Below are 26,800 nucleotides of genomic sequence, written 5' to 3' on the forward strand. Positions count from 1 at the left end.
AAGCTAAAAAATATTTATAATATTCAATTAGAATGTTTCCATATAAAAATGTTTAAATCTCAATCTAAGATTTATAACTGATTTCTTTAATTAAATGTTTACCTACAATAATTTCAATCTAAAAATTGCATGTAAAAATTTAATCATTAAATTATAAATACTATTGGAGAATAGCATATGCACTTCATTTTAATTTCTAAAAAGAAAGGGTTTAATAATGGACAAATAAATGAAAAATTATTGAAATCATCACAAGCTCCTTCTTTAATATCAAGAGAAGTAATTAAATACGAAAATTCTAAATTCCTAATCTACTTGTATCCATATGATCATATTGATCATGAAATTTACGGCTATTCGTATAGTCTAGATAAAAATGAAATAGTTTTAATAAATGGTGTAGTGAACGTAAATAACAATCTTAGAAATCCTGATATTAAAGAATTTTTCAAATTTTTAAAAGATACTGATGAGCTATCGGGTGATTATCAACTTATTTCCATAGATAAAAATGGCAATGGATCTATTATAACACCTGCTTTAAGCATAAGACAACTCTTTAGTTATGAAGATGAAAACTGTTCTGTAATTTCTTCAGAAATTAAATTAATTGTGGATGGTATACAAAAATTCAGGAAAAAGAGCTTTATTAATCATTTTGATCCTGATTTCATAGAAGATGCTATCTTCAATGAATGGACACCAAGAAATTCACCAGATAAAACAATATTCAAAGAAATAAAAAGAATATTACCTTATGATATTAAATATTTTAATGAAGGTAAACTAGTAATCGAACAAAAACATACAATTCCAATACCTGATTGGTTTAGGGATAAATTCGAAAATGATAGAAACAAATTATTTGATGAATATTATCAATTTTTATTGGATTTTACTGAAACAAATCTTATACATCTTAAACCTAACATCGACAAAATATCTTTAGGATTGACAGGAGGGTTTGATTCCAGAATAACTGCATCGATCCTTTCTAAAATTTCAAAAAAACACCAAATACCCTTTGAATGTCGTACTTCTGGCCAAATAAGTCATCCTGATATTGTAATTGCAGAAAAGGTAGCAGAAATTCTTAAGGTTAAACATATTATTGAATCCGAAGTAATTCGACCTAATACAAAGAGGTATAATGATTATCTTTCAACATTCTACATGTCTCAAGGTGATTTTAATTCAAAAGATTTTATCCCAATTTATAAAAGAAAAGTTTTACAGTTGAATGTGTTAGAACAGTTAGGAATGAGCGGTCATAAAAAAGATGAATTACATAAAATTTATACTGCTAATAGATGGATTGGAAGGAGAATACTCTTTCAAAAGAATTTTTTCTTCCCTTTATTCTTTACATGTTACGAAATATGGTTTGCCCTTATGTATGCTGAAAAGGGAGAAACCGGTGCTGATGAAATGGTATATGAAATATTAAAACGTTCCAATCCAGATTTATTGGAAATTCCATTTGTAGGAAAATCATTACCACAAACAAATGTAAAACCATATTTAACGGTTTTTGACTCTAAACATCATGAAAAAGAGCCATTTTTATGGGATTATGATTACGTTAGAAAAAATTTGAAACCAGTTTTAATCAAAAAATTCAATAATTCTCTCGGTATAAAAAGTAAAATAATCTTTTTATTAGCCGGAGTAAACGAATTAGATTACTTCCTCAATCCCAAATTTGAACGTTACATTACTTCTTACAGGAAAAATAGAATTAATCTAAAATATTGCATTAATCTGATAATAAAGGAAGGAAAATCTAATGCATATCCAAAAACTAAAACCACTATAAAAATGACCAAAGAATCTCTTAAAGATCCTTTTATACCTAAGATGCAGATATTGATGGATATTGCAACATCTGCCAATAAATATTCATTCAATGAAATGGAAAGAAATCTGACATTTCATGTTTGAAGGATAAAAAATTTTTTTAAAAGTCCCATAATGGTTTTTTATAGCCGAACTCTTCTGCTAATTCATCATGCCACTGGTTCTTCTGGAACATGATTTCAAAGTCATCCTTTGACCTTTCACGCAGTTCATCAGTCGATTTCTGTACTTTATGATACACTACAGCATCAGTGACATGATATATTTTAAGTTTCATTACATGGCGTATATAATTGCAGAATATACGATCGGAACGATAGTGACGTCCAAATTCTGCATCTAATCCTACAGAATTGTCAAGCACATCTCTTTTAATGAATACACAGAAAAAAGGTGCAAAATTAAGTTCAACAAACTTGCCTGAATAAGAGATTGGTATGTTTATCATGTTGTCAAATAACCATGAAAGATTGACATCACATTCATATTGAGGATTTGCAAATGGAACATGTTCTGTGAGTGTTTTACTACCCTTTGGCAGAACCTGCTGTGGTACAATAATGCCACAATCTGGCAATTTGTATGCTGCATTTTGCATGATCTCAATTGCACCAGGTGTTAGCATTGCATCATTATTCATTAATAGTATATCATTTCCGGGTTCTGAACTCGCTATACCCTGATTCACTGCAAAGGTAAAGCCATAATTGGTATCATTTTCTATTAGTTTAATTTTACCCTCCAATGCAAGTCCTGACAGATAATCCAAAACCGGTCTGCTCGATGCATTATCAACCACTATTATCTCAATCCATTCACTTGCATTCAATTCAAGAATTGATTCAATACATTCCGATATGTCCTCTAAAGATTCATAACTGGGTATTATAATGCTTAAATTGTTTTCAACTGGTAATGGTGAGTTAATTCTATCCAATCTTGCCTGTTCTTTGCGTTTCGCCTGTTTTTCCCGGAACATTTTTAGATACTTTCCATCTTTATCGGTTTTATCATCTGTAATACCTTTACAATAGTACTGTGAAAGTATAACTGGAACAGAATACATCTGAGCATTATTAGATATCTGTAATATCCAATCCCAATCCGTATAATGACCCAAACTTTCATCAAACCCTCCTATGGACTTGTAAAGATCAGATGTATGACAAAGAGCATTTATATCCATATAATTCCTGTTTTCCAGTAATGATCTGTTTAAACTTCCAAAACGAACAGCAAATGGATTTTTTCCATTTTCCTTAAATAAAAGTTGTCCACTGTAGATTGCATCTGCATCCGGATGTTCTTTGAAGGCTCCCATCATGGCAGCCACATATCTGTTATCCCATATGTTGTTAGGATCTAGATATGCTATGTATTTCCCATGTACTGCTGTTAGTCCCAGATTCCTTGCTTGGGAGGGTTCCTTAAATTCTGGATTTCTTATTAAGATAACATTTTCATCTTGGAATTTTTCTGTAAGTTCATAAGAACCATCATCACTTCCACAATCTATAATAATTAATTCTATGTTCTTGTAAGTCTGGTTTAAAATAGAATTAACAGCTGCCTGCAGAGTTTCAATTGAATTGTAAACCGGCATTATAACTGAAACCAGTGGTAAATCCCCATAACTTTCAGATAGGTTTGTTAGATATCTTGTGATATTTTCCATACTTGCAAAAACTCTTTTATCCTGTTCAAGGAACGGAACGTATACAATTGGAGATACCAGTGAATTTCCAAGGTATCCTGATAGATCCCTGTAACGTCGAGGTTGTGAGAATGTCCTTTTTTCACTGGCAATTAATTTTCCTGTTGCCTTATCAAAAAGTCTAAGTGTATGTTTTTCACCATCTAACAATTGTGGTGGTACATTTAATGTATAAGAGTGGTATCCATTGTTAACACCATTTTTTTCAAGGTCTGCACGATATTCATCGCACATAACACTGAATTTTTTGTTATCTATTTCTATAAGAGCTTCCCGTGGAGAATATTCTCCAATTACTGCAAGGAATCCAATGATTAAAACATTTCTAGTGAAATGTATTTCTCCCTTTATTTCTGTGGTTTTTTTCTTTACTAATCCCATTTTTTCTTGATTTTTTCTTTTTTCTTTAATTCCATAGAGTGCATAATGTACAAGTGGGTTTAAATTGGAATTTTTAACATCTTTATGTTTATTGAGGTATTCTTCACCTTCAAATGTGGGATTAGGTTTTCTTCCTTCCCTGAATCCATTGTATATGTAATGGATTATTGGGTCTTTGCCTGTTAATTTTACGTCTTGATTATTTTTGAGGTAATAACCCGTGTCAACCAGGCATTTATTTTTAATTGCATGGTATCCTTTTCTGTTTATCAAGGTGTTTCTGAATCCTGTTTTCGGCAGGTACATTAGCATGTAAAGAAAAGGGAATTTTGAAACCATTCTCTGCCTGAATGATCTATACTTATTACTTCTGTATTCAAGTTCATTTTCATGTTCAGATAGAGTATCCTCTAATAAACCCACTTTTTTAATATATTTCCTACGTTCTTCACTAGCTTCTTCCTTAGCTTCTTCCAGCTGTTTTTCAAGCAATTTGTTTTGTGATTCAGATTCTATAAGATCTTTGTTTAACCTGTCAATTTCAATTTCCAGCTGATTCAAGCGTTTTGATAGTTGAGTTCTATCTTTACTAATCTTTTCTACTTTTTTACTAAACTTGTCTACTTTGCTAAATAGTTTAGATTTTTCATCATTTAGATGCTGTATTTGTGTTCTTTGATCCGAACGTTTGATCACCATTTTGACCCTTTCTTTTTCAAGGAAATCCACCAGATCAACACTTTGAATGGTATTCTTAACAATTTTATCAATTATTTTATCCTTGGGATATAGAATTCCCAGTCCAAAAAGGGCTTTTATATTCACAAAAGAATAATTAAGATCTGATTCTTCTATAAAATCTTCAATAGCAGTTAAAACTCCATTTTTCGGAGTGTTTTCGGAAACAGCATTATTGAGGTCCGAATTTAAACCTCCTTCTTCTTGAAGGTCCGGTTTTCCCTGAAGAATACCCAACTTCTTGTAGGGCTGTCTGTAAGTTTCAGGTATATTCTCAGAATTGTAATAAAGGTCTCTTCTAGCGTAAGGCCATCCAATATCATGCAAAAATACTATTGGAAACTTTTTATTAAAAAAATTCCTTTCTATTGTCTTTAATTCGTTGTAGACTGTGTACCAGTTATGATCACCATCAACTAAAATGACATCATAGTCCTTAAGTTGTGATAATTTGTTTAAACTCAAATCCTTGAAAATTTCAAATTTTTCACCATATTCTGCTTTATATCCATTGACATCAAAACGGGGGGACGGATCTACAGCAGTCATGTGGGCATCGTGGTCTTTACAATATTCCAGGATGTTTTTCGTGTTAATACCCGTATCAGAACCTATTTCAACGATATATTTGGCATCTACCTTTTCGATAATTGGATGCATTATAATATCCCAAAAACGATTCATATTAGTCACCCTCATTGAACATTTCTTTTCATTTATTTTGCACCTTATGTGATATATATTTTGACGATTAATAGGCCTTTTTACGTTATAAAATTTGATTAAATCAAAAACTAATACTAGATATGAATTTATTAAATATAATACTTTTTTTAATAAATCATTTAATTATTTAAACTAACAAATATAATAAAACCCTTTTTAACCATCTTAAAACTGATTTAATAGTTGGTCGGTGTTTCTTTTAAGGTTTTCCAATTTTCATCCTTTTCTGACAGGACTATCTCTTCTGAACCTATCGGCCATACAATACCTATATCCGGGTCATTCCAGAGTATTCCTCCTTCATCTTCTGGGTCGTAAAAATCTGTACATTTGTAGGTAAATTCTGCTTCATCTGATAGTACCACAAATCCGTGTGCAAATCCTTCGGGTACATAGAACTGTAATTTATTGGATTCTGAAAGTCTAACCCCAACATATTTTCCATATGTGGTAGAGTTCTTTCTAAGATCGACAGCAACATCGTATACCTCTCCTTTGATAACCCTTACAAGTTTGCCCTGTGGTTTGGTGTGCTGGAAATGAAGTCCCCTTAAAACACCCTTAACTGATCTTGACTGGTTATCCTGAACAAATTCCATATCAAGGCCTGCTTCTTTAAATTCGTCCTTATGATAGGTTTCCATGAAATAACCACGTTCATCTCCAAAGACTGTTGGTTCAATGACATAAACATCTGCTATGGATGTTTCCCTAAATTTAAATTTTCCCATGCTCACCTCTCTCATTAATACTAAACATTATTTTATAGTATCATCAATTTTGATATGTGTTATAGTTCTATTATTTAAATTCCATTAAAATTCATATAGTGACTAAATTAATTTAATTATAAACATAGTACAATAAATGAAGAAACTTATATATACATTTTAGTTTAATTATAGCTTATCAAATTTTAGTATTTAAGAATTTTATGTGATAATTATGAAAATTACAATTGTTGGAACAGGTTACGTTGGATTGGTGACTGGTGCATGTTTTTCTGAGATGGGAAATACTGTTTACTGTATTGATATTGATGATGGTAAGGTTGAGGATCTGAAAAATGGTAAGATCCCAATTTTTGAACCTGGTTTGGAAGAGCTTGTATCAAAAAATATTGAATCTGGTAACCTTTTCTTTTCAACTGAACTAAGCATAGGACTTAACAATTCCAATATCTGTTTTATTGCTGTTGGAACTCCAATGGGTGAAGATGGAAGTGCAGATATGCAGTATGTGCTGGAAGCCGCCAGGGAAATTGGACAATTAATTTCACACGACCTCATAGTTGTTAATAAATCAACAGTACCTGTTGGAACTGCGGATATGGTTAAAGAGGTGATTAAAAGTGAAATGGCTGTTAGGAGTGTTGAATTTAAAGTTGAAGTGGTTTCAAATCCTGAATTTTTAAAGGAAGGAGCAGCTGTTTCTGACTTTATGAGGCCTGACAGGGTTGTTATTGGTTCAGATGATGAGGATGTTATTGAAACCATGAAGGAGCTTTACAGTCCATTCACCATCAATCATGAAAGATTTATTACCATGGACGTTAGAAGTGCTGAAATGACCAAGTACGCATCCAATGCCATGCTTGCAACCCGTATCTCATTCATGAATGAGATGGCCAATATTTGTGAGAGAGTTGGTGCTGATGTTAACTTTGTCAGGGAAGGTATTGGAAGCGACAGAAGAATAGGTTACAGTTTTTTATATCCAGGATGTGGATATGGTGGCAGCTGTTTTCCAAAGGATGTTAAAGCCCTGATTAAAACAGCCCAGGATAATGGTTATGAATCCACAATTTTAAAGGGGGTTGAATCTGTTAATGAAAAGCAAAAATTTTCCATTGTAACCAAAATAATCAAAAGGTTTGGTGAGGATCTCCAAGGAAAAACCTTTGCTCTATGGGGCCTGGCATTTAAACCAGAAACAGATGATATGAGAGAAGCTGCATCTGTTGTTATAATAAAAAGTTTAATTGAACTAGGTGCTAAAATCAAATCCTACGATCCCAAGGCCATGGATGCAGCCAAGGAATATTACTTCGCAGATAACCCCAATATCAGCTTTTATAATAACAAGTACGATGTTGTGGAGGATGTTGATGCCCTAATTCTTGTGACTGAATGGAAGGAATTCAGAAGTCCTGATTTTGATAAGATAAAGGAAATGATTGGGAAAAGAATAATTTTTGATGGAAGAAATCAGTACAACAAGAACATCCTGGAAAAAATGGGCTTTGAATATTATCAGATAGGTAACTATGGATAAAAAATTTATTATTCAAATGATTTATACAATGGGATCAAAGATTTTATTTATTTGTAATTTAGATTTAATCATGAAATGGAGATTATAATGATAAATGAACATAGATTTTTCGCTAATTTTGGAAAGTACAGATATTTACTTATCCAGCTTGTAAAAAAAGATATCCAGGTAAGATATAGAAATTCTATGTTAGGAATTTTCTGGAGTTTTTTAGAGCCATTACTAACCATGATTATAATGACAATTATATTTGCGTTCATTTTTAAACGTTCCATACCCAACTTTCCAGTTTATTATTTGATAGGAAGGGTTACATTTGGGTTATTCCAGATGGGAACCATGGGATCAATGACGTCAATAATAAGTAACGTACACATATTAAAATCAGTTTATGTTCCTAAATATCTGTATTCATTGGCAGCAGTGTTGTCCAATTTTTTTACCTTCCTCCTGTCTTTGATCATTCTCTTCGCTGTTATGATAGCAACCAATGTACAGTTCACAATTTATATAATATTCGCAAGCCTTCCAGTTATAGTTCTTTTGATAATGACATTAGGCGTTGGACTTATACTTGCAACTGTAACAGTATTTTTCAGAGATATAGAACATTTATATGGAGTTTTTGTTATGTTATTGATGTATGCATCTGCAGTCTTTTACCCTGCAAACATTATACCTCCACAATATCAGATAATCTTGACACTAAACCCTGTATATGCAATAATAGATTGTCTTAGAACTGTTTTATTGAATGGTACATTGTACAACCCTCTGACATTGTTATATGCCACTGTATTTGCACTTGTTTCACTTGTGGTTGGAATGGCTTTATTTTATAAGTATCAGAATAAATTTTTACTACATCTCTAAAATTAAATTATTATAAAGGTGAAAATATTGGGAGAAATAGCAATTAAGGTCGAAGATGTTGGAATGGAATTCACTCTTAACAAAGAAAAGGTAGACAACCTTAAAGAGTATGTTATTAAATTTTTAAAAAGGGATCTCAAATACACAAAATTTTGGGCGGTTAGACATATTTCATTTGAAGTTGAAAAGGGAGATAAATTAGGTATAATAGGGTTGAATGGAGCTGGAAAAAGTACATTACTAAAAATAATATCTGGAGTTATTAAACCTACTGAAGGCAGTATAAAAATGAAAGGAAACATTGTACCTTTATTAGAACTTGGATCAGGATTTGATCAGGAATATACTGGCCGTGAAAATATCTTTCTCAAAGGTGCATTGTTAGGATATTCAAAGAAATATTTAGAGGAAAGAATAGATGAAATAATAGACTTTTCTGAACTGGGTGACTTCATAGATGTACCCTTAAAAAATTATTCAACTGGAATGAGTGCCAGATTGGCATTTTCAATTGCTACTGTTGTTGAACCACAGATTATGATACTTGATGAAGTATTAGCAGTTGGTGATGCAAAATTCAGAGAAAAAAGCCAGGAAAGGATGAAAAATCTATTGAATGAAGATGTATCAGTATTGTTTGTTTCCCATACATTAGCCCAAGTTAGAGAATTATGTAATAAAGCAATATGGCTTGAAAATGGGGAAATGGTTATGCAAGGTTCTGTTGATGAGGTTTGTGACAGTTATGAACGCTTTACACTTTCGGATGAAGATATTATAGTTACCAGAACTGAGCCAGGAAATAATGAAGTCAATGTACCAGTTGACAATACCATCAAACTGACTTTCAGCGAAACCATTAAACAGGGCAGCAACTGGATAGAACTTTTAAGCAGTAATGGAGAACAGGTTCCCATTACGAAAACTATTGACGGTAACACCCTCCTAATAAAACCTCATATACAGTTAACCAGAGGAACTTTATATTCATTATATTTGCACACAGGCTGTGTAACAGATATGGAAGATCATAAAATAAGTACATTTTCTACAAGCTTTACAACAACAACAGGATAATTCCTTAAATTTGTATAACTTTTAATATTATATTTTGATTCATTAAAAAAAATTTAATATTTGGAAAATTTAAGTTTCCAATATTTTATTTAATAATTATCTTAGCTTTTTTGCGATAGCCTTTATTTTTCTAAGTGGTGATGTTATTTTCCAAGAAATACTGTTTTCATATCCCTTGATTTTATTTTCCAGGCGAATATTCTCTTTTTTTGCATTTACACAACTTTGAGATAACCATTCACATGCCTCCAAAAGGTTAGACATTGGATTAATCTTTTCTTTTGTATATTTCAGTTCAATATTAGTACTAAATGATAAATCCATTGGATCCTCTGAAATTATTTTTTCGGTGTTATCATTTTCACATGAAAATTCAGTTGCTATTGCCACAATATCTTCATCTTCTATATCCTCTTGTGCCTTTAACTGATTGAAAATCTTTTTCCAGTGAAAACTATCATTGGGTTTTTTCTCTACGCTACTTATTGCATTAAGCCAACCTACGGCAACTTTTGAGATTGTTTGTTCCTTAGAGCGTATAGGAAAATGTGCAATATTTAGATCTGGATTAATTACACGATTTAATACATTTTTATATATTGGATTAAAAACTAGGCTATGACTCCCCCTTGTTAACTGAACACCATAATCTATCACAAGTTCCTTGGGTATTATAACTTTATAAAGAGTATGCCCTGTTCTAGAGCTGTCATCACGTGCCATTGTAATTTTACTGGGAATAAATTTTTCATCACCATTAATATCGAAATCAGGAACATAAACTTTCCATTTAGCAACAAAGTAATCTGGAGATTTAAGCTTCTCCAAGAATTCCCTTGGACTTCCTCCCTTGGATGATAACATGAATTCATCTGCATCTAATGGAACAATTATATCTGCATTAAACTCCTCAACAGCTTTATGTAATAGTTGATTCATTTTCAATATTTTATCAAAATCTCGGGTATCATCTTCTAACACGAAAATGGGTAAACCTTCATTTTTTAGTGATTCCAGTATTTTAAGAGTACTATCGGTACTGCCATTGTCAAGGATAATCATTCCATCAAGATAATTAACATTGTATCTTACAAAAGATTCTATAATATCCATTTCATTTTTTACCATACTGATGGAAAATATTATTTTATTATACACCAAATTTAAGTCCTCCTCTAAATATCTAATGATATCATCTTGTTAAATCAAAAACATCATTTAAAAAGTTAATTCTATTTATTTGTAAATTCTATATTAGTTTCCTCTCAATAAGAATCTTAATATTTTATAACATAATAAATATGATATACTATGTATTTTAATTTTTTGAAAATATAAATTAAATATACATTTAGACATAAAATTGTAATTTGATAACTATTACACGTTAATCCAATATATTATTGGATTTTCTTTCAGGATTACATTAAAATAAATCGTTATTATGTTGTAAAACGTTTAAATATTGAAATTATAATATTAGAATAAAGATTATTTTTCAAGAATATTTATGTTATTTAATTTAAATGGTGAAACCAGATGCCTGATTTGACTATAATAATACCAAACTTCAATGGAAAAAGTTTTTTAAAGGAATGTTTTAACTCGCTGAAAAATCAAAATTATCCTTTTGAAGTAATTATCATAGACAATGCATCTACAGATGGAAGTGCGGATTATATATCAAACAATTATCCAGAATTTACATTAATAAGAAATAACACAAATAGGGGCTTTGCTGTAGCAGTTAATCAGGGAATAAAATCTACAGACACAGAATATGTTTTTTCAATGAACAATGATGTTGTACTTGAAATGAACTGTATCTCTAATCTTATTGAATGTTTAAAGAAAAATTCAAATTATTTTGCTGCAAGTTCCAAAATGATACAGTACCACAATAAAACCAAGATCGATGATGCTGGTGATGAATATACCATTTTAGGCTACACCCAAAAGGTGGGTAACGGTAAATCAACTGACTTATATCAAAGTGCAAGGGAAATATTCAGTGCATGTGCAGGAGCAGCCCTTTACAGAAGAGATATTTTTGATGTTATCGGACTCTTCGATGAAAACTTCTTTGCATATATGGAAGATGTTGATATCAGTTACCGTGCAAAAATCTATGGATACAAATGCATCTACTGCCCCAAAGCAGTTGTTTATCATGTTGGCAGTGCTACTACTGGAAGCAAATATAATAGATTTAAAATTAGGTTAGCAGCAAGAAATAACGTGTACGTACCATACAAAAACATGCCATGGCCTCAACTGGCATTTAACTTCCTATTTTTGATATTTGGATTCCTTATAAAATACCTATTTTTCCTAAAAAATGGACATGGAAACGATTACATTACAGGATTAAAGGAAGGATTAAATTCTTTAAATAAAATAGATAAAATAGAATACAAAAGAGAAAGATTAAATAATTATATTTACATAGAATGGCTTTTAATAAAGAATACTGTGAAAAATATATTTTTATAATCTATCTTTAAATTGGTTAGTAGTAAAGCTTATTCCTAAGCAAATCAAATATATTTTATCTACATATAACTTTCAATTTACAATCTTGTAATATTTATAAAACTGCTATCCCACTTTAATTTATGTTAGTCATCTACTTTGGATCTAATCCAAAATATGATATAAACATTTCCAAAGGAGAAATAAAATGGACCTATCCATCATAATAGTGAATTATGAAACTTACGATCTAACAAAACAGACTATAGAATCTGTTATTAACCATGACCAACCATTTGAATATGACATTTATTTGGTTGACAACGGATCGAAGGATGGAAGCATCGACAAATTAAAGAAACGGTTTTTAAAAGAATCTGAAGATGGCCTTATTAAATTCATCATAAACATTGAAAATAGGGGTTTTGCATTTGCAAACAATCTAGCGCTCCAAGAAATAAAATCTAAATACATTCTTTTACTCAATTCAGACACCGTTGTTGTTAACAACTGTCTTGAAGATTCTCTCAACTACATGAATTACCACAAAGACGTTGGTGCATTGGGATGTAAAGTAGTTTTACCAGATAGTACACTCGACAAAGCCTGTAGAAGAAGTTTTCCAGATTTCAATGTTTCATTCTATAGAATGACAGGGTTATCAAGGCTTTTTCCTAAAAGTGAACGTTTTGGAAGGTATAATCTCACTTATCTAAACGAAGATGAGACCTACGAAGTAGATTGTATTGTGGGTGCATTCATGCTTGTTAGATCACAAACCATCCAAGAAGTTGGTTTTTTAGATGAATCATTCTTTATGTATGGGGAAGATATTGACTGGTGCTATCGTATCAAGGCTGCAAACTGGAAAATAATCTATTACAGTGATGCAAAAATTATTCATTATAAAGGTGCAAGTAACAGTAAAAAACAAAATAAAAGACTGACATATGAATTTTATAGAGCAATGTATCTCTTCTACAATAAACATTATAAAGATGGATACCCGTGGATAACAACTGCAGCAACATATCTAGGAATTTGGGGCATTTGCAGTTTGAAAATGTTTAAAAATTACATTACAAGATAAATTATAATGATGAGTTTATAGATACAATTTTAGACAATGATATAATAGGGTGTAACAGTGATCAGAGAAAATCAAAGACTACTAAATATTCTGCAAATTATTCTTGATGCTGTTGTACTAACCATTGCATTGTACTTTGCATGGTACATGCGTGTTAAAACAGATCTTTTAGGTCCTGGTTTTGATGTTTGGGGAATATCTCAATATGCAACCTCCCTTTTATTTATTGTAGTCTCGTATACCATTTTAAATTACTTCTTAGGTTTGTATAATCCCCAGAGAACGAATAAACTCGGTTCTGAAATAAAGCAGATACTCAAAGTGAATGTTATAGGACTGTTACTCCTCATTACAGCCTTGTATATAATCGAGGTTAGTGACTATTCAAGATATTTACTTGCAATGTTTGCAGTATTCAGTACAATCCTAATGTCCATTGAAAGGGGTATTCTTAGGGGCGTGTTAAGATACATACGTGGAAAAGGGTATAATGTGCAGTTCATACTTGTAATAGGAGCCGGTGATCTTGGTGAAAAATTTGTAAACAAGATCAAGGAGAACTATTACATAGGATACAATGTAATTGGATTTTTAGACGATAACATCCCCCAAGGTCAAAAAATTGCTGATTCAAATATACTTGGCCAAATTAAAGATTTAGAACGAATAATTCTTACACATACTGTGGATATGGCAATAATAACCATATCTTCCAGACATTACATGTTAATAGAAGATATAGTAAATACACTGGAGAAATTTGGTGTGAAAGCCGAGATTGTACCTGATTTTTACAGGTACTTCCAAGCAAAACCATATATAGATATGATAGATGATATTCCAGTTATAAACATAAGATATGTTCCTCTTGATAACAATTTAAACAAGATCCTGAAGAGGATATCTGATATAATACTTGCAATCCTGGGTATAATAGCAACATCTCCTATACTTTTTATCACTGCTATTCTTGTGAAATACAGTTCACCCGGACCAGTGATATACAAACAGAAAAGGGTTGGATGTAACAGGAAAGAATTTGATATATATAAATTCCGTAGTATGATGGTACAAGATAACGAGGAGTATAAGTGGACCAAAGAAGATGACCCCCGGAAGACAAAATTCGGTTCTTTTATACGTAGAACTAATATTGATGAATTACCACAATTTTTTAATATATTAAAAGGGGATATGAGTTTAATAGGTCCCAGACCAGAACGTCCTTATTTTGTTGATAAATTCAGGGATGAAATTCCAAAGTACATGATAAAACACCATGTACGTCCCGGTATGACGGGTTATGCACAGATAAATGGTTACAGAGGCAATACATCAATTAAAAAAAGAATTGATCATGATATCTTCTATGTTGAAAACTGGAATTTCCTACTGGACGTGAAAATATTCTTCATGACATTTAAAAGCTTCTTTAAAAATGCCTATTAAATCCACTTTAAACCCTAATATCCAATAGATATTGATTTAAAAAATTGGTTAATTATCAAAACCATTTATTTTTCTTAAAGCTTATCATAGAACATTTAAATTTAAAAATAATGTAAAAATTAACCTTTTTTTTGATTATTATCAATTTATCATTGGTTTTTGTGAATACAAAGTATTTAACACGTTCATAAAAAAGAATCAATGCATCTAATTTATGATTATCTAGTTCTATATGATATTTATTGTTAAAAATAGTAAAAGAATGAGTTTATCTATTCCTTCGGCATCAATAACCCCCGCAATGGATGCTAGATCATTAAAACAGCCTCATACTCATCTTTTTTTCGAAATTATAACGAAGTCTTTATTAGTGACGTTTAAGTGATTCAGTTATAGTCATGTATGGGTTCAGTTATATTTAAATGGTAAATGGGTTAATGCCCAATGGAACCAAATTCTAGAAAATCACTTGGTGTTATAAAAATTGGAACACTTCAACTATAAATTAACAGTATATACACAACACTACCATTTTAGATAAAAATCATATCTTTTCTTCTATTTTTAAAATACCGTCTAAAATTGGAGTATTGTCTCAACTATCTACATCTTAAATAATAAAGGATTTATTTTGTTTTAATTAAGAATTAACTCGAATTATAGATTTTATTTTAATTTAAAGTCCATTATATTGGTTTTTTTTATGATGTATGTATAATTAGTATTTGTAAACGGATTAAATAAATGTGATTAAAGGATATACTGATTCAAATGACCCCATTTGTTAAAAATACCAACTGAGTAAGCTTATCCATAATTTGTTGGTTAAATAAGAATTTAGAGGGTCTTAAATTAAAAAAATAGCCCTATAACGGCCTTTTTTTGGAAAAAAAATCAAAACATTTATAAGTGATGGTCAAGTGATCCAGTTTTATGTTTGATTTAATCAAATATTTAGTTATTTGATGTTTATCAAACATGGAGGCGGTATAATTAATAGAAAATTGTTATTATCAGTGCTATTATTATTTGGATTAGCACTAATTTTAAATGTGAATACATCAGCAGCAGCAAATGCTACAACCAACTTAGCACCTCAAGTAACATCAGTAAATCCAGCAGACCATTCAATTGTATTGAAAAGTCAAACAATTAAAGTAAAATTTAACGAAGCAATAAAAACTGGATCTAACTCAATAACACTCAAAAACAGTGCAGGAAAAGTTATAAAAACTAAAAACGTTATTAGTTTCAAAACACTAAGCATTGTTCCATCAACTGCATTACCAACTGGGGTTAAATATAATCTTATATTAAATTCAGGCAGTATAAAGGACTCTGCAGGAAAGGGTAATTCCTACTACACAACCAGTTTTACAGTATCCCCAATAACATTAGCTCAAATGAAAGATGGGGTTTCAAGAGCACAGAAGTTCTATAATAGTAACTATAGACTTCCTAATTATGTGACTTATGGTTCTAAAAAGATTGATATAACCACTTTTAAGAAGATCATAGGAACACAGGGGTTAAAAATAAAAACAACTACTGCAAATGGAGTAAGTGCAAGTCAAGGTAGACCAGTTTATATTACAAGCGATAATATAATAAGCAAAACCAGTGACATTGCCAGGATAAACAGTATTGTTAAAGGATTAAGAGCTATGGGAATAAAGGCTTATAATATGGGTGTAGGACCCAATTATCATATAAGTGTTCTTCAATCAAGTAAGGTTCCTAAAAATGCATTAGTAATTGACATATATGGCGGGGCTTGTGCCGGTACATTAAAAGAAATGGGTAGTTCATGGTACAAAAGTATAAAAAGTACTAGAGAGGTCTTCTCAGTCTTCTGGCCACCATCTACAGATATAACTAATTTAACATATTTACCACGGGCACATGATGATAACTTCAGCTCAGCATCATTCAAAGGCATAGCACATCCTGATGATTACTTGAAAGCAAATGGTTACAGTTACATCTACTCGGGAAGTATTACAAGTGTTGTAAGTGCAATATTCTACGAATCAACACATTAAATCCAGTTTAAGAAATAAAAGAACCATAAATAATGGATTCTTTAATTTTTTATATTTTTTTAATTAAATTTAAATCCATAAAACTGGAAACTGACATATTTATTTTAACAATTACTCGAATATTTGAACTATTTTACAGATTACTAATTCTATAATTCACATGAAATTATATGAACAATAATTAAAGTCTTTTTTATTTTTTTAAAAGTTGTTAATCATTATAATAACATTATTTAAACTTTAGAAATTAAGGATTTTAAAACTTGAACATTAAATATTTTTGATGGTAGAAATCAGTACGATTAAGAACTACTAATAAAAATGGGCTTTGAATATTAACAAATTGATGTATCAGACCAGTTTCAATCTAAAAAAATTGAATTTTATCAAATATGATCTGAGATGATGTTTATTCTACATCGATATTCAGGCTAATAAAAAAAAATATATTTAGTAAATGAAATTATTGATAATAAAAGTTTCAATAAACTATTTTAATAAAGTCTGATATGAAATTCATATTAATAGTGTACATTTTTTATGAAACTCTTTAATTTAACATATAGCATATTGTTTACAATATATGAATTAAATTATTATCACAGTGATTAAATGATAGAAGAAAAACCTAAACAGCCACTGAAAAATATTTTTAAAAGCAGAAAGTTTATTTTAATTGGCTTAGTACTGGCATTGATTTTACTTTGTATTTACTATGAATCTAATTACCAGCAACACCAAGAATATCCCAATACAAGTATTATATTAAAAAATTATCCAATTGGACAAACAGTTTCTGTTTCAGGTGTTGTTACTGAGGTAAATAATGATAATTTTATCCTTCTAGATAAATATCAAGGTATTGAAGTGAAGTACACGGTTTATTCAACTCAAAAGATAAGTAACAGAGATCAAGTTGAGGTATTAGGAGTTCTAGGTAATTCATATCAAATATCCCCCTCGAAAATACTTGTTATATCCAGTTTTGATTATAATTTTATGCTTCTACGTTCGGGTATAGCTTTATTAATCTTTTTGTTCTTTTTCAGACGTTACTGGCGTTTCGACTTTAAGAAAATGGAATTCAAGAGGTTGAAGTAATGCCTGACTGGATCACACACATTGCAGTAGCATGGACATTATGCCGTATTTTAAGCTTTAAATTTAAGGAGTTTGACGCTTCAAACACCATGATCGTTATAGCTGGCGCGTTAATACCCGACCTTGTCAAGGTAGTGTTGGGTTTGAAACTCATTGGTGTAGATGCCTATGAATATCTGTCCCCAATACACCTACCAATGGGTTCGATCATAGTAGCGGGGATAATATCACTTTTTTTCCAAGAAAAGAAAAAGACCTTCATGTTTTTAGGACTTGGAGTTTTAACTCACTACAGTCTTGATCTAATTTTAGAACATGTTTCTGGAGGGATATACCTGTTTTATCCATTCAGCTGGTGGCAATGGCAGCTTGAAATTACAAACAGTTCAGATTATTTGATTACAACACTTGCCCTATGTATTGCAGGGTTTGTTTATTTAATAGGAAGAGAAATAGATAGAATTCCTAAAAAATCTTGCTAAAAAAAATTAAAGGATGCTTAACTCTAACAATTTCACATTATTTATCTTAATGTTGGAGAATACCCCATCCATGAGGGTGGGGATGAATCCAACCACAACATATAAATAATAATTAATACCTATTACTAATATAGTATGCGATAGCCAAGTAAACTAAACTTAATCTAATCAGTACCGTAGGAACTACGGGAATTAAAGCTTCTCTGAGAAAACCACAAAAGTGGATTCCATGAAGGAAGAAGCCCATTCCGAAAGGGAGGGGTAGTTCACCTGTTTCAAAGATGAAGAAATATTAAAATTTTGATAAATAAGTGAAATTAAATAATTCAAATTCTATATTTTCTTTGAAATGATAGGATATTTTCACACCAAAGAAATTTGACAAATCCTCAGGAAGAATTGCGTAACGATCGATATCCTGTTTTAAATAATTCAATTAATTTATTCTTAAAAATTGATTGATATCTATATCCTGGCTTAATGATTGATTTCAATGAAGTTGTGAACTTTTTTTTACAGGATTTACATAAATATATTCTCAAATATACCTTAATTGGTTCTTGATTTTCGATAATCAACTTTCTTTCTCTATATTCTTGTTTATTTACCTTTTTTGATTGACAATGGGGACAAATAGGGTTTATATAATCCATATGATAATGGTGTAAAATTATCGTCGTGTGCCCTTCGTAAAAATGAGATATCAGCAACATTTACGTTTTGTATCTATCCTGACAGTGAATACTTTCCTAGTACCCTTATAATATTTGTAAGAGTTCTGGGTCATTTCCCATATTGTACCTGCACAAACCACACCATATATATCCACTACTAAAGCGTTCTGTGGTATTGTGATATTCTTAAGAATCTGATAATGAGAATTTGGACCCCAACCATAATTAACTGCTTTTAATCCCATAGCTCTTAATTTAGAAACTATACCATCCATTCTAGCATTGTCAACTGTGCTACCATATCACCACCAAGGAATAACATCAATCCTAGGGCTTCTCCTTACCTAGTTGCTCAATCCATAACGGAATAGTCCTATCCCTTTTACATTTCCACATGCTTTGATTTCAACTTGTAATGCACTGTTAGCTTTTGGTTTTACGGTTTTATCTGACATGTAGGTTTCTAATGCTGGGTAAATCTTGTTAGGGTAGAGGGTATTGTACTTCTTGATATATGAAGCTAAATCACTTGTTGATTTCTCATAATCTCCCAAATAGCACATAGGCATAATTGCATCTACTAATGGAGCTAACAAATCCCATCTCTGGTTTCCGTCCCAGCCATCGGCTTTTGTGCATAGTATAAGGGTTTTACCTTTCGTGTCCTGTCTTAACTGTTTAACTTCTGAAATAAAATCAGCCATCTTATAAGTTTCCAAATCCATCACAGTATTATATCCCATAGCTGTTACTTCTTTTGCGTGAGTGAAACCTTGCCAAACCCAACAAAATGGACGTAATCCACTATTAACAATCTTAGAATAATATGGTTTTAAGTTTAGATAATCGGCGTTCTTAGCATGGATATAAACTTCAGTTATCCCGTCAGATTTGAGTTTATTAAAATCAATATTAGCTAACGGCGTACTCTCATGATTGATAAAGTATCCAATATTCATTGGTCGTGCATTTCTAATTTGAATCTTAGTAGTACTGTATCTAAAGTTGTTATACTCCTTAGATTCACTTACAATTTTGGTGCTGTCGGCATATACATCTATATAATAGCTTGAGCTGGTTATGTTTAAGGGTATTTTTAATTTGGTGTTATGACTGTTACTTGCTCCTGCAGCGAGCGAACTTATGTATCTTTTTCCAAGATAAATATGTGAATTACTTATTAGATAATAGCTTACGTAAAATCCACCAATAGCTGTATTACCTTGGTTTTTAACTGTGTTTGGTACGATTATTGTATCCCCTTTTACTCCTCTTATAGGGGCTGTGACTTTAGTTACTGTTAAATCCTTTATTTTGGTGTTAATTTTTAATCCCTGAGTTGCTATGATCCTCTGAAATTCTCTTATGGGTATAGTCTTTGTACTGAAACTCACGTAGCGGGGTAACCGTAAATTTGTGTTGTAGAAGTTCTGTACTCGGTAAATACCATATTTCATTTGAGCCAATGTTATAGGGGATACTGTAAAACTGGTTGAATAATAGGAATTACCCTTTCCTGCCAAGTCCTTTATACTGCCTGAATTTAGTATGATATAATATTTAACCCCTGTTGGTAATCTTGTTGATGGAACAATGCTGAGTGTTCGGTAATTAATACTTTTTTTTGTACTTATTGTAGTTCCAGCAGCATTTTTTATTCTTATTGATAGAGTTCCTGCTTTTATAGGTTCGTTAAAATAAACTTTAACTGTTTGACTTTTTAATATAATTGAATTATTGACTGGATTTACAGATGTTACTTTAGGTGCTGTGTTAGAAGTTACATTTGCAGCTGAAAGTGTACTTAAATTTAAAATTAATATTAATCCAACTAGTAATAGCAATGAAAATAATAATTTTCTATTCAATTTTTTATTAATAATACCCCCCACCCCACTTTTCTTTACGAAAAATATTATTTTAATAATTTTAAGTTTAATATACCATGAATTCTTGAATAAGATCAGTATAAATTTTGTTAATTTAATCCTTTATGGTTTAATATATGTAATACATTAACAAGAATTTATGGAATAATAAAATAATATTGAGAGTAATTTATGTTTAACTGATTTTTATTCTACTAATTTTGTATTTTGAGTCATATTGGTTTTATTGGAGTATTTCAGCCTAAAAATGACCCAAATTTTATGATGACATCTTTAAAAAAAATATAACTAGCATTTATTAAATTATTTTTTTAGATTAGAAATTTGATGTTGCCTCATTATATATACTGCTCACTATGGCTGCTATATCCCCATTTTGCTGATATAAATAGTGATATCCATTCGATAACAATAAATCCGCAGGGTAATATATTCCATCTAATTCTTGTAACTTAGTAGGATCTATTATTCCATTTACATATCCTGCTCCTGGATCAAAGTTTCCATCATTATTAGAATCATTATAAGAAGGGAATGATGATTTATCTATGGTTGTACCATATAGGGGTGTAAATTTATCGTCGTATGCTCTTCGTAAAAATGTAACATTGGCAATATCTATGTTTGTATATGTCCAAATAGAAAATACACTCCTGTTCCCTTTATAATACTTGTAAGAATCTTGTGTCATCTCCCATATTGTACCTGCACAAACTCCACCGTATATATCGACAACTAGAGCATTCTGTGGTATTGTAATATCTTTAAGAATTTGGTAATGAGAATTTGCTCCCCAACCATAATTCATGGCATATAATCCCATAGCTTTTAAACCAGAAACTATTCTATCCATTTTAGCATTATCAACATCTTCATCATAGATCCAATCACTTGTAAGGTAAATTGGTCTGCTATTTATGCTATTTATTATTTGAATTTTAGTAGTGCTGTATTTGTAATTGTTGGATTCATTGGATTCACTTACAATTTTGGAGCTGTCTGCGTATACATCTATATAATAGCTGGAGCTGGTTATATTAAGGGGTATTGATAATTTGGTGTTCTGGCTGTTGCTTGCTCCTGCAGCTAGTGAACTTATGTATCTTTGTCCAATATAGATAGATGAATTATTTATTAGATAATAGTTTATGTAAAATCCACCAGTAGCTGTATTACCTTGGTTTTTAACTGTGTTTGGCACTATTATTGTATTCCCTTTTACTCCTGTTGTAGGGGCTGTGACTTGGGTGACTGTTAAATCCTTTATTTTGGTGTTAATTTTTAATCCTTGTGTTGCTATGATCTTCTGAAATTCTGCTATGAGTATTCTTTTTGTACCGAAACTCACGTAGCTCGGTAACCGTAAATTGGTGTTGAAGAAGGTCTGTGCTCTTGAAAGCCCATCTTTCATTTGAGCTAATGTAATAGGGGATATTGTAAAACTGGTTGTGTAGTAGGAATTACCCTTTCCTGCAGAGTCCTTTATACTGCCTGAATTTAATATAAGATTATATTTAACCCCAGTTGGTAATGCAGTTGATGGAACAATGCTGAGTGTTCGGTAATTTATACTTTTTTTTGTAGAAATTGTTGTTCCTGCACTGTTTTTAAGTGTTATTGACAGAGTTCCAGCTTTTATAGGCTCGTTAAAATAAACATTAATTGTTTGACTTTTTAATATAACTGAATTATTCACAGGATTTACAGATGTTACCTTAGGTGCTGTGTTAGAAGTAACATTTATAGTAGTTGTTTTTATTTTTAAACCCTGTGTTGCTATGATCTTCTTAAAAGTGGTTATAGCTATCTTTTTAGAACCATAACTCACATAGGTTGGAAGTCTATGGTTAATATTATAGAAGGTCTGTGCTCTTGAAACCCCATCTTTCATTTGAGCTAATGTTATTGGGGATACTGTAAAACTGGTTGTGTAGTAGGAATTACCCTTTCCTGCAGAGTCCTTTATACTGCCTGAATTTAATATAAGATTATATTTAACCCCAGTTGGTAATGCAGTTGATGGAACAATGCTGAGTGTTCGGTAATTTATACTTTTTTTTGTAGAAATTGTTGTTCCTGCACTGTTTTTAAGTGTTATTGACAGAGTTCCAGCTTTTATAGGCTCGTTAAAATAAACATTAATTGTTTGACTTTTTAATATAACTGAATTATTCACAGGATTTACTGATGTTACCTTAGGTGCTGTGTTAGAAGTAACATTTGCAGCTGTAATTGTACTTAAATTTAAAACCACTACTAATCCAACTAGTAGTAATAATGATAATGCCAATTTTCTATTTAATTTTTTATTAATAATACTCGCCCCATATTTCTTAACGATAAATATTATTTTCATAATTTTTAAGTTTAAATATACGATAAATTCAGTTAAATTCATGAATATATATGAGTGTATACATTTTTTTGATTTTAATCTTTATGGTTTAATATATGTAGTTCATAAAAAAGAACATATGTGATAATATCAATTTGTTGAGGGTTCGTCAATTAATATGGAATAAATATTAATGAGCCAAAAAATTGTGTATATGAATATAAAAAAACCAAAATTTTCTATTAATATTTGTCACATTAAAGTGGGTTATGAGTTTTAAAGTTATTTTATCTATCATTATCCTATTAAAAAAAACTGAATTCTAATTATTTTTAAATTTTATCTTATATTTTGTACCATTATTATTTTTTAATTCTATTTTACCATTCATTTCATAAACCAATGTTTTTACAAGCTGTAAACCAAGGGTATATGTATTTTGAAAGTCTAATATTTCAGGTAGTCCAATTCCATCATCTGTAATGATCATTTCAATACATTCATCTTTAGGATACATCTCAATTTGTATCATACCATCTTTTCCATTAGGAAAAGCGTGTTTTAGACTGTTTAAAATCAGTTCATTTATAATGAGGCCGCATGACGTTGCTGTATCTATATCAAGGAAAACATTTTTAATTTGAATATTTTTAGATATTCTATTTAGATCAACTTCATGGGAGATGAATAGATCATCAATTAAACTTTTAACATATTCTGAAAAGTTTATTTTATCTTGACCATATGATTCCAGGAGTTTTTCATGGATTAATGTAACGGATTTTATATGGTTTTGGCTCTCTCCAAAACTTTTAACCATCTGATCCCTGATGTAATCCGATTGAAGGCTGGTTAAACTAGATATTCTTTGCATATTCTTAGTAGTATGTATGTGAACATCTTTCAATATCAATTCTTTTTCTTTTAATAGATTGCTTATTTCATTATTTTTAAATTTGAGTTCAGTTATTCCTGATTCCAATTTTTTAATAGATTTAAGATGTTTAGCTTGTTTTTCATTTAGTTGTTTTTGTAGTGTGTCCTTTGTTATACTGAATTGGTTTTCTAATTCTGTTCTCTTGGCAATTTCTTTATCCATATCTAGATTAACCCTTTTTAATGTTGATTTTTTAGTTTCAAGTTTTTTTTGAAGTTCTTCCTTCTGTTGATTAATGGATTCTTCAGTTTTGATGTGTTTGTTTATCTCCAATCTCATGTCTTTACGTGTACTTGTAAGTTCACTGGTAACTTCATCGAAGTTTATCTCGAGTATATGATATTTCTTGTTAAGATCTTCTTCTATTTTCATACGTGCTGTTAATTCGTTTTGCAGTTTTTCGATTTCTGTCTCAAATTTAATTCTTGTATCTTCAAGTTCATTTTCAAGTTTTTCTATTGTTTGATCTAGTTGATATTCTGTGATTTGGTGTTCTTCTGTAATAGTTTTCAGATCTTTTTGGGTCTTTGAAAGTTCTAAGGATGTTTCCTTAACCTTTTCTTCAAGCTCATTAGATAAATCCTTTAAATCCTTTTCATTGTTCTTTATCTTAGTTAATTCATCTTTTAAAGATTTTTCTGTCTTCATATAAAGTTGTTTTTTGTCTTTGATTTCATTTTCAAGCAGTTTTATATTTCTGTATAATTCATCTTCCAGATTCTTCTGATCTGTGATTTCATGGCTAACTGATTGGAGTTCTTTTATATTTTCTTTATCAAATATTGCTTTTGTAACAAATCTCCACCAATGTATATTTCCATCTGACATTTTAATTGGACTTTCAAGAATTTTTATGGGATTAATCTTATCAAAAGAGGTTATATATTCCTTCATTTTTTCTTGTTCTTCTTCTGGAGTTGAATATATAAAACTACCAACATCATCATTTGCAAAGTATGATTTGTAGGATTTGTTGGCATATGTCAATGTTCCTTCGGGATCAAAACGACATACCGGTTCTGTTAGATCTTCAACTACTATTCGGTATTGTTCTTCTCGTTTCTTAAGTTCATCTTCATTAAATCTACTTTCTGTAACATCTTTTAGAATAATTGAAAGCCCATTATCCATGGAATTGATATTTAATTCGAAAAAACGGTTTTGATCATCATTATGGAGTTCAAATACAGATATTGCCGATTTTTTGTTATTTATGGAATTTTTAACAGATCCCTCAATATCTTTAAGATTTTTAAAATTGGGCAGAATTTCCCATACAGATTTTTCATAAGTTTCATTAAGAGGTATGCCTATTAATTTTTCATATTCCTTGTTGGAGTATATACATTTTAAATTTTCATCTAATGCAATAAATGGATATTTTATACTGCCAAGAATGCCTTTATACAGTTCTTTACTTATTTCAAGAGATTCTTCTATGGTTTTATGTTTAGTGATATCTTGGAATTGGAGAAGATATGAGTCTATAGTGATGTTATCATAGAACTTGAGTGGTTTAAAAATAATCTCTAAATTAAGATTATCAGATTTAGTTGTTTTATAGGATTTAAATGATTTAAAATCTTTAAAATTAAATTCTATTTCAGATTTAACAGTTTTTCCTTCTTGAAGTAATTTTTTTTCATTTTTGTTAAGTCTGAAGTCTTTGAATAGGTTGAAATCGATTAGTTGGGAGATGGTTTCTACACCGAATAGTTCAAGTGCTGCAATATTTGCATCTATTATCTGCCCTTCAATATTGTATATCTCAATTCCTAATGGAAAATGTGAATAAACAGTTTTAAACCGATGTTCACTTTCAAAGAGGGATTTTTCTTCTAGAACTCGTTCACTTATGTCATTAAAAACTAATGTCAATCCTAAGAATTCTCCCTCATTTAGGATTGGTGATGCATTATATTCTATAGGAATTACCATTCCTTCACTGTGCGATAAATAAACTTCTTCCTTTATTCCATTAAATATTCCTTCATTTATAATATCTTTAATTAGATTTGAATCAGACAATTCAGTTTTCTTTCCATTAGGAATTTCTTGATTTCCATATTTGAAGTCTTTAAACTCCATATATGAGTTTCCTTTTTTGATCCTAAAAACATCATTGAGTTTCTTGTAGTTTGCTTCTTCAGTTTTGAGCCTTATAATTTTTTGAGCAGCTTCATTCAGGAACCTTACACAACCATCTTTGTCTGTTACTATTACTCCAAAAGCTCCATTCATCTTTTTGTCTATCCATTCCCCAGATTCAATTATTTTATTTTCTAATTTCTTATTCTTTATAGCTTTTTCAATACTTTCGCGGAGTAATTTTTCTTGGAATGGTTTCAAAATGTATTTAAAGGGTTTTGTAATATTAGCGCGTTTAATTGTTTCTTTATCATTGTAAGATGTGAGATAAATTATTGGTATGTCCAAATATTTCTTTATTTCTGTGACAGCGTCTACTCCATCACCATCACCTTTTAAAACTATGTCCATTAAAATAAGATCGGGTTTAATTTCCTTAGCCTTTTGTACAGCCTCTTTTTTGGAAAAAGCAAATGTAGGGACGTCATATCCCCAGAACCTTAGTTGTCGCTGTAGTCCCATAGCTGTAATGCCCTCATCCTCAACAACTAAAATCGTTTCGGCAGACAAAAAAACTCAACTCCAATGTAAATTTTGTTTC

At 30.7% G+C, this 26,800-nt stretch carries 17 protein-coding genes; 10 read left to right on the top strand and 7 right to left on the bottom strand.

The window, feature by feature from the left end:
* The first annotated feature begins 177 nt into the window (after positions 1-177).
* Positions 178-1,941 carry an asparagine synthetase B family protein gene (locus K8N75_RS13725; protein ID WP_223792620.1) on the top strand — a complete coding sequence of 588 codons (1,764 nt, stop codon included), beginning with the start codon at positions 178-180 and terminating at the stop codon, positions 1,939-1,941.
* A gap of 16 nt (positions 1,942-1,957) precedes the next feature.
* Here the strand turns inward: K8N75_RS13725 and K8N75_RS13730 are convergent, their stop codons facing one another.
* Positions 1,958-5,374 (bottom strand): glycosyltransferase, encoded by a 3,417-nt coding sequence (locus K8N75_RS13730; protein ID WP_223792621.1) that lies wholly within the window; start codon positions 5,372-5,374, stop codon positions 1,958-1,960.
* Between the two features lie 218 nt (positions 5,375-5,592).
* Entirely contained in the window at positions 5,593-6,147 is a 555-nt protein-coding gene (rfbC, locus tag K8N75_RS13735; RefSeq protein WP_223792622.1) for a dTDP-4-dehydrorhamnose 3,5-epimerase, read from the bottom strand.
* A gap of 214 nt (positions 6,148-6,361) precedes the next feature.
* On the opposite strand from rfbC, the gene K8N75_RS13740 reads away from it, so the two are divergent.
* The 3 genes from K8N75_RS13740 (at position 6,362) to K8N75_RS13750 (ending at position 9,640) form a co-directional block, all read left to right on the top strand.
* Positions 6,362-7,690: a UDP-glucose dehydrogenase family protein gene (locus tag K8N75_RS13740; protein ID WP_223792623.1), complete on the top strand. Its 1,329-nt coding sequence runs from the start codon at positions 6,362-6,364 to the stop codon at positions 7,688-7,690.
* A gap of 87 nt (positions 7,691-7,777) precedes the next feature.
* Positions 7,778-8,563 carry an ABC transporter permease gene (locus K8N75_RS13745; protein ID WP_223792624.1) on the top strand — a complete coding sequence of 262 codons (786 nt, stop codon included), beginning with the start codon at positions 7,778-7,780 and terminating at the stop codon, positions 8,561-8,563.
* 27 nt (positions 8,564-8,590) lie between these two features.
* Positions 8,591-9,640, top strand: a complete 1,050-nt coding sequence (locus K8N75_RS13750; RefSeq protein WP_223792625.1) for an ATP-binding cassette domain-containing protein — start codon at positions 8,591-8,593, stop codon at positions 9,638-9,640.
* Positions 9,641-9,736: 96 nt separating this feature from the next.
* Here the strand turns inward: K8N75_RS13750 and K8N75_RS13755 are convergent, their stop codons facing one another.
* Positions 9,737-10,798: a glycosyltransferase family 2 protein gene (locus K8N75_RS13755; RefSeq protein WP_223792668.1), complete on the bottom strand. Its 1,062-nt coding sequence runs from the start codon at positions 10,796-10,798 to the stop codon at positions 9,737-9,739.
* A gap of 381 nt (positions 10,799-11,179) precedes the next feature.
* Here K8N75_RS13755 and K8N75_RS13760 point away from each other — a divergent pair, with 381 nt between their 5' ends.
* The 6 genes from K8N75_RS13760 to K8N75_RS13785 all read left to right on the top strand — a co-directional run bounded on the left by K8N75_RS13760 (position 11,180) and on the right by K8N75_RS13785 (position 18,276).
* Positions 11,180-12,133: a glycosyltransferase family 2 protein gene (locus K8N75_RS13760; RefSeq protein WP_223792626.1), complete on the top strand. Its 954-nt coding sequence runs from the start codon at positions 11,180-11,182 to the stop codon at positions 12,131-12,133.
* Between the two features lie 187 nt (positions 12,134-12,320).
* The gene (locus K8N75_RS13765; RefSeq protein ID WP_223792627.1) at positions 12,321-13,202 is read left to right on the top strand and encodes a glycosyltransferase family 2 protein; all 882 of its coding nucleotides are present in this window, start codon (positions 12,321-12,323) and stop codon (positions 13,200-13,202) included.
* Between the two features lie 57 nt (positions 13,203-13,259).
* A complete protein-coding gene (locus K8N75_RS13770; RefSeq protein WP_223792628.1) occupies positions 13,260-14,651 on the top strand; it encodes an undecaprenyl-phosphate glucose phosphotransferase in 1,392 nt (463 codons plus the stop codon).
* Between the two features lie 965 nt (positions 14,652-15,616).
* Positions 15,617-16,693, top strand: a complete 1,077-nt coding sequence (locus tag K8N75_RS13775) for an Ig-like domain-containing protein (RefSeq protein ID WP_223792629.1) — start codon at positions 15,617-15,619, stop codon at positions 16,691-16,693.
* Between the two features lie 612 nt (positions 16,694-17,305).
* Positions 17,306-17,794 (top strand): OB-like fold-containing membrane protein, encoded by a 489-nt coding sequence (locus tag K8N75_RS13780; RefSeq protein ID WP_223792630.1) that lies wholly within the window; start codon positions 17,306-17,308, stop codon positions 17,792-17,794.
* Complete coding sequence (locus tag K8N75_RS13785; RefSeq protein WP_223792631.1) at positions 17,794-18,276, top strand: metal-dependent hydrolase; 483 nt, start codon at positions 17,794-17,796, stop codon at positions 18,274-18,276. The genes K8N75_RS13780 and K8N75_RS13785 overlap by 1 nt, the downstream gene beginning before the upstream one ends.
* Positions 18,277-18,979: 703 nt before the next feature.
* On the opposite strand, the gene K8N75_RS13790 is transcribed toward K8N75_RS13785, so the two are convergent.
* The 4 genes from K8N75_RS13790 to K8N75_RS13805 all read right to left on the bottom strand — a co-directional run bounded on the left by K8N75_RS13790 (position 18,980) and on the right by K8N75_RS13805 (position 26,769).
* Positions 18,980-19,225: a hypothetical protein gene (locus K8N75_RS13790; RefSeq protein ID WP_223792632.1), complete on the bottom strand. Its 246-nt coding sequence runs from the start codon at positions 19,223-19,225 to the stop codon at positions 18,980-18,982.
* A 69-nt stretch (positions 19,226-19,294) separates the two neighbouring features.
* Positions 19,295-20,818 (bottom strand): CARDB domain-containing protein, encoded by a 1,524-nt coding sequence (locus K8N75_RS13795; protein WP_223792633.1) that lies wholly within the window; start codon positions 20,816-20,818, stop codon positions 19,295-19,297.
* A gap of 337 nt (positions 20,819-21,155) precedes the next feature.
* On the bottom strand, positions 21,156-23,093 hold the full coding sequence (locus tag K8N75_RS13800; RefSeq protein ID WP_223792634.1) for an Ig-like domain-containing protein: 1,938 nt from the start codon (positions 23,091-23,093) through the stop codon (positions 21,156-21,158).
* A 403-nt stretch (positions 23,094-23,496) separates the two neighbouring features.
* A complete protein-coding gene (locus K8N75_RS13805) occupies positions 23,497-26,769 on the bottom strand; it encodes a PAS domain S-box protein (RefSeq protein WP_223792635.1) in 3,273 nt (1,090 codons plus the stop codon).
* Between the last annotated feature and the right edge of the window lie 31 nt (positions 26,770-26,800).

Origin of the sequence: Methanobacterium spitsbergense (genome assembly GCF_019931065.1) — an archaeon.
Taxonomy (GTDB): domain Archaea; phylum Methanobacteriota; class Methanobacteria; order Methanobacteriales; family Methanobacteriaceae; genus Methanobacterium_B; species Methanobacterium_B spitsbergense.